Annotated in this window: 5 protein-coding genes and 2 pseudogenes; 2 read left to right on the plus strand and 5 right to left on the minus strand. The window is 70.3% G+C overall.

Annotated features, from left to right (window positions below):
* Nucleotides 1-511, plus strand: a pseudogene (locus MIC448_RS14770) (tryptophan-rich sensory protein); the annotation flags it as partial.
* 27 nt (nucleotides 512-538) lie between these two features.
* Here MIC448_RS14770 and MIC448_RS14775 read toward each other — a convergent pair.
* The 3 genes from MIC448_RS14775 to MIC448_RS14785 form a co-directional block, all read right to left on the minus strand.
* Nucleotides 539-1297 (minus strand): GMP synthase, encoded by a 759-nt coding sequence (locus tag MIC448_RS14775; protein ID WP_051514117.1) that lies wholly within the window; start codon nucleotides 1295-1297, stop codon nucleotides 539-541.
* A 28-nt stretch (nucleotides 1298-1325) separates the two neighbouring features.
* Nucleotides 1326-2057 (minus strand): LysR family substrate-binding domain-containing protein, encoded by a 732-nt coding sequence (locus MIC448_RS14780; RefSeq protein ID WP_036301479.1) that lies wholly within the window; start codon nucleotides 2055-2057, stop codon nucleotides 1326-1328.
* A 63-nt stretch (nucleotides 2058-2120) separates the two neighbouring features.
* Complete coding sequence (locus tag MIC448_RS14785; RefSeq protein ID WP_036301481.1) at nucleotides 2121-2528, minus strand: transferase; 408 nt, start codon at nucleotides 2526-2528, stop codon at nucleotides 2121-2123.
* Between the two features lie 311 nt (nucleotides 2529-2839).
* Between MIC448_RS14785 and MIC448_RS14790 the strand changes: the two genes are divergently transcribed.
* Nucleotides 2840-3502 (plus strand): YitT family protein, encoded by a 663-nt coding sequence (locus MIC448_RS14790; RefSeq protein ID WP_373457237.1) that lies wholly within the window; start codon nucleotides 2840-2842, stop codon nucleotides 3500-3502.
* 18 nt (nucleotides 3503-3520) lie between these two features.
* On the opposite strand, the gene MIC448_RS14795 is transcribed toward MIC448_RS14790, so the two are convergent.
* Nucleotides 3521-4294, minus strand: a complete 774-nt coding sequence (locus tag MIC448_RS14795) for a DNA-formamidopyrimidine glycosylase family protein (RefSeq protein ID WP_036301484.1) — start codon at nucleotides 4292-4294, stop codon at nucleotides 3521-3523.
* Nucleotides 4287-5768 (minus strand): annotated as a pseudogene (locus tag MIC448_RS14800) (ATP-dependent helicase); the annotation flags it as partial. The pseudogene MIC448_RS14800 and the gene MIC448_RS14795, both read right to left, overlap by 8 nt.

Consider the following 5768-nt stretch of genomic DNA (forward strand, 5'->3'; position numbering starts at 1 on the left):
GGTGCTGAACGGCCTCTGGATCGTCACGGTGCAGGTTTTCACGCTCTGGGGCACAACGCTGGCGATCTTCGTGCTGCTGGCCGCGCTCTGCATCACCTTCCAGCGCGCCGTGGTCACGCGGATGCCGCGCGGCGGGTTCATCGACTCGCTTCTGGTCGACGGGGTCACGGGCCTGCATCTCGGCTGGGTCGCCGTCGCTTCCGTGGCCAACGTGACGGCCTGGTTGACCGCCATCGGCCCGACCGACTGGGCGGATCATGCGGAGGCGTGGGGCATCGCGGTGATCGTCGTCGTCGCCGTCATCGGTCTCGCGATCGCCTGGGCGAGCGGATGGCGCGTCGCGCCCGGCCTCGCCCTCGGGTGGGGACTCGTCTGGATCGCCGTCGGGCGCCTGGCTGACCAGCCGCGCAGCGAGGAAATCGGCATCGCCGCGATCGTGGCGGCTGTCGCCGTCGTCGGAACGCCCCTCGCCATCGCGGGGCTCCGGACGCTCCGGCCGCAGGGCGACTGACCGCTCAGCGCGGGCAGGACGCGGGACTCAGACCAGGCGTGCCGCGAATGCGCGGACGATGCGCGCGGGCTCGCTGATCGACGCGCCGAGCACGCGAGCGGCAATCTCGTCGAACGCGCGGGCATCGAAGTATCCGTCGTCGCGGTAGACGACCATCCGCTCGGTGAACGCGCGGCCCGTCGGTTCGGGATGGAACTGCGTCGCGTACAGGGTGTCGCCGACGCGGTACGCCTGCACGGGACAGACATCGTTGGTGGCGAGAAGTTCGGCGCCCGGGGGCGGAGTGGCCGCTCCCTCTTTATGCGCCGTGAGGGCCGAGAAACGCGCGGGCAGCATGCCGAAGAGCGGGTCCTGCGCGCCTGTCTCGGTGAGGGTGATGGTCGCGGGCCCCGTGTCCTCGGGGTAGGCCCGGGTGACCTCACCACCCAGCATGCGCGTCACGATGCCGATGCCGTAGCAGGTGAACAGCCCCGACGTGACACCGGATGCTGCGGCATCCGCGAGCCTTTCGAGGTCCGCCTCGAGGCGACGCTGCACGTCGGTCTTCGTGCCCGTGGGGTCGGCGACGTTGAACGGACTGCCGCCGACGAGGAATCCCGCGTACGTGTCGAGAGCGTCGGCCGGCAGCGGTTCGCGCACGAGATCGTGGGCGTGCAGGCGGTCCTCGCCGAGGTGCGCGGCCTCGCGGAACGAGCGGTATTCGCCCTCGGCGGCACCGGCCTGGGGGCGCACGCACAGGTACAGCAGTGGTCGGGTGCCATCGGTCCCCGTGCCGGCATAGGTCATGTTGCCCGAGTGTAATCGGCGGGCAGGGTCAACCCCGCGACGATCGAGCCGTGCGGCCCCGAACGATGCCGACCAGCGCCTCGATCTCGGGGCTCGTGTTCGCGGCGACCCACGCCAGGGCGACGGCGGATGTCGGAGCACCCGAGAGCGGTCGGTGCGTCACGTCGCGGCGGCGGTGCAGGCGCACGAGCGACAGCGGCAGGATCACGACGCCCACGCCCGCGGCGACCGTCTCCAATGCGTCGGCTGTGGTCGCGAGCTGTGGCCCACGAGCCGGGACGATGCCGGCAATGTCGAGCGGACCCAGCACATCATCCGCGGGAACGAAGAGGATCTCGCCCGCGAGATCGGCGAACGCCAGCTCTTCCGCGGCGCCGAGCGACGAATCGGTGCCGAACGCCACGACCGTCGTTTCTTCGTAGAGCGGAATGACGTGCAACCCATCGCGCTCGACCGGGAGACGGACCAGGGCGGCATCGATCTCACCGGCACGGAGCGCCTGCTCCTGATTTGCTGCCTCGGTCGGAACGAGTTCGAGAGGCACATCGGGCAGGCGTTCCCGCCAACGATCAACCCAGATCCCGGGTGCTGCACCCGGGAACACGCCCAGCCGAAGTGGCCCGACCAGAACGGGACCGGGCGGCCCTTCGACCGGAGGCCCAGGCTTCGAGCGTGCCGCCTTCTTCGGGGTCGCGGGGCGGATGGATGCCGCACGCACAGGACGGCGCGGGCGTCTCGGAGTCCCGCCACCCTTCGCCATCCGGCCAGCGTAGCCCGCGCTTGCGTGTCTTACGCCGCCAAGCGCAGCCCGCGCTTGCGTGCCTTACGCCGCCAAGCGCAATCCGCGCTTGTCGGTTGCAACGATTTGGCCGTCCGCGACGATTTCGTCGTCGCGGATCTTCGCGCCGCCCGCGACGCGCGCGCGGTCACCAACACTCGCACGGACGCCGATGCGTGCACCGGAACCGACCGCTGCACCCGCGCCGATGTGTGCGTGCTCCTCGATGATGGCGTCGGGTCCGATAACGGCGTCCGCCTCAATCCACGCGCCACGGAGCACACGAGCTCCGGCGGCAACCTGTGCGCCGGGTTCAACGTACGCGCCCGCTTCGATCAGCGCGCTCGCGTGGACCTTCGCGCCGTGCGCGATCAGCCCGCGACCATTGACGTGCTTGCGGTAACGAAGGGTCTCTCCGTTATCGCGTTCGATGTCCACGTAGTTCTTGCCCACGATTCCCTCCTACGGCGGTAGGTAAAGCCGAAGTCACCGGTTGTAACTCATTCGTAGGCATGGGTATTCCGGATGGGTCATTCCTGAACTTTTCTGCGCGAGGGTGCCCGTTCTGTCCCCGAGGGTGCCCGTTCTGTCCCGCGAGGTGGCTCCCCGCTGCGACAACGGGCACTCTCGGTCCGAGAAACGGGCACCTTCGCGCGTGGAACGGGCACTCTCGCGCCCCGATAGACGAGGGCGCCGAGTTTGCGAAGATGAGTGCGGACGGATGACCCCTCCTGTCCAGACCCACGAACCTCACGAAGGACCCCGTGACACACGCACACGACATCCCCGCCGATGGCGACGCCGCTCCGGCCGACCCGGTCTTCGGCGATCCGGCCCTGGCGCACACCGTGCCCGAAGACATCCTGGGATTGCTGACGGGAACGTTCACCGCGTCGCTCGGGCTTCACCTGCTGCAGGCCAGCGGCGCGGTCACGGGCGGCACCGCCGGTGTTGCCCTCCTCCTCGACTACGCGACCTCGCTGCCCTTCTGGGCGCTCTTCGCGATCGTCAACCTCCCCTTCGCCGTGCTCGCGCTCTGGAAGAAGGGGCTGGACTTCACCGTCCGGACGGCCGTGTCGATCGGTCTCGTCTCCGCGTTCTCCGTGCTGCACAATCTGGCGTTCCCCATCCCGCAGATCGATCCCGTCTACGGCACCTTCGGGGGCAATCTGCTCGTCGGCATCGGACTTCTCATCCTCTTCCGGCATCGCGCGAGCCTCGGGGGCATCACGATCATCGCGCTGATCGTCCAGGAGCGGTGGGGATTCCGTGCGGGCTGGGTGCAGATGATCTTCGACGTCGCAATCATCGTCGCAGCTCTCTGGGTCGTTCCCTGGCCGCTCGTGTTGCTCTCGGCCGCGGGGGCGGTGCTCCTGAGTCTGGTGCTCGCGCTCAACCACCGGCCGGGCCGCTACGTCGGCCACTGACAACCATGACGTCCGCGGTCACCGCTGACAGTTCGGGCACCAGAACACGTTGCGTTCGGACGTCGCCGTAGCCCCGAGCGACCCCTCGCGGATGGCGGTGCCGCACCGCCGGCACGGCCGTCGTGCCCGCCCGTACACCCACGTCGTGCGACCCGCTCGGGTATCGCCCGTGAACGTTCGTGGCGTGCGGTCGCGGTTGGCGCGGAGCATCCGTGCCCCCACATCGATCACGGCGGCGGTGTCGACCTCGGTCGCGGGACGCGAGGGCAGGATGCCTCGGACGAACAGAATCTCGTTCGCGTACTCGTTGCCGAAACCCGCCACGGTGCGCTGGTCGAGCAGCGCCACGTGTATCGGCCGCGGGTCGGTTGCGAGCACCCGCGCGGCCTCGAACGGATCCCAGTCTTCGGCCAGCGGGTCGGGACCCAGATGCCCGACGACGCGCTCCTCGTCGCTCGTGGGGAGCACCTCGACCATCGCCAGGTCGAAGCCCACGGCATCCCAGTCCGCGTTGCCGACGATCGCGCGAGCCTTGAACGCCGGCTTTCGCCACTTCTCGCCCCGGCGATAGACGTGCCACTCGCCCTCCATCTTGAGGTGCGAGTGCAGCGAGAAATCCCCGATGCGATGCAGCAGGTGTTTGCCGCGGGGAACGACGTCGTGCACGGTCTCACCCCGCAGGTCGGCGGTCGCACTGCCGGGGACTCGGATGTCGAACCGTGTCACGACCGAACCCGCGAGCGCCTCGGACAGCCGTCGCGCGGCACGGAAGACGGTGTCGCCCTCAGGCACGAGCGCCCGCTCGAATCGCGTCTCCCGCCGTCGTGCGACGCAGCGTCAGGCCGCGGGGCGACTCGACGAAGCCCGCCTCGCGGAGGGCGCGAGCGGTGGAGGAGCCGTAGACGAAAGCGCCGTTGACCTGCTCGACCGTGAGTGTGTCGAGGCGTCTGGCCCGGGCTGTCGTTGCCAGATCCAGCGCGGCGGCCGCGAGCACGTCATCGTCCTCCGTGAAGACGAGCGCGCTCTTGCCGCCCCGTTCGAGGTACACGGCCAGGGCCCCATCGACCAGCACGACGATGCCGCCGGCCTTGCGTCCCGGGCGGTGGGTGACGCCGTCGATCACGGGCCACGGGAGGGCCGCGCCGTAGGGGTTCGCGGGGTCGGTCGCGGCGAGAGTGACGGCACGCAGGGGGGCGGGATCGGGCAGGGCCGCGAACTCGCGCAGTCGGTCGATCGTGGCGGATGCCGCGAACTGTGCCGCCCCCAACCCTTCGATGAGATACCCCCGGCGGCAGTGACCGGCCTGTTCGAAGCCGGCGAGCACCCGATAAGCCTGGGCGAAACCGCCGGGCATGCCCTCGGCCTGGACCGACCCGCGCGTGACGACGCCGTAGCGATCGAGCAGCAGTGCCGCGGATGCCGTTGCCCGCGCCGAAGCATCCGACTCCGGTTCGGGCAACAGCGACCAGCGTCCGCCCACACCGGTCGGGCGCGGGGGAGCGGCCGGGCGGGGCAGGGCGGCGCCGCGGAAGAGACGGGCACGGGGTGGGCGCCGCGTCGTGCGGTGGGCCTGCGATCCACCGGCCGTCAGGGCCCGGAGCGGCGCGAACGTGTCGTTCGTGACATGACCCGACCAGGTCAGGCGCCAGAGGGCGTCCGTCACGGATTGCTCGTTCTCGGCACCGGCCGCATCGCGCAGCTGAGAGGCGAAGTAGGCGCCCCCGACGGCCAAGGCATCGAGCACACGTCGATCGAGCGAGTCTGCGGCGGGTTCGTCCTCGGGCGGGGCCAGCGTGTACGGCGCGGCGTCCGCGGGGTGCAGAGCCACCCATCCGTCGCGTCCGGGCAGCGAGCCCTGGCCGGACCAGATGACCTCGCCGGCCGCCGTCAACTCGTCGAGCAGCCCGGGGTGATAGTCCGACACGCGGGAGGGCAGCACGAGAGACTCCCACGCGCTCGCCGGCAGCGGCACGCCCGCGAGCTGATCGATCGCCGCGACCACGCCGTCGATCCCGGACAGCGGCCGGGCGACGTGCTGCCACACCGGCAGGAACCGCGCGAACGCCTCGGGCGGCACGGGCTCGACGCTGCCGCGAATGGCCGCGAGCGAGCGCATGCGCAGGCGGCGCAGCACCTCGGCGTCGCACCACTCCGTTTCATCCCGTCGGTCCACTCCTGCGGGGAGGAAGAATCCGCTCGTCAGGCGCCCCTGCGACTCCAGGCGCAGGAGCGTATGACGTGCCACGGCGGGACCGATCCCCAGCCG

The sequence above is a fragment of the Microbacterium sp. C448 genome (assembly GCF_000582705.2).
Lineage (GTDB): Bacteria > Actinomycetota > Actinomycetes > Actinomycetales > Microbacteriaceae > Microbacterium > Microbacterium lacus_A.

What these genes read in the sequence shown, in the direction of transcription:
- MIC448_RS14775 (WP_051514117.1), bottom strand. Translation starts at nt 1,297, where the DNA reads ATGACCTATGCCGGCACGGGGACCGATGGCACCCGACCACTGCTGTAC.
- MIC448_RS14780 (WP_036301479.1), bottom strand. Translation starts at nt 2,057, where the DNA reads ATGGCGAAGGGTGGCGGGACTCCGAGACGCCCGCGCCGTCCTGTGCGT.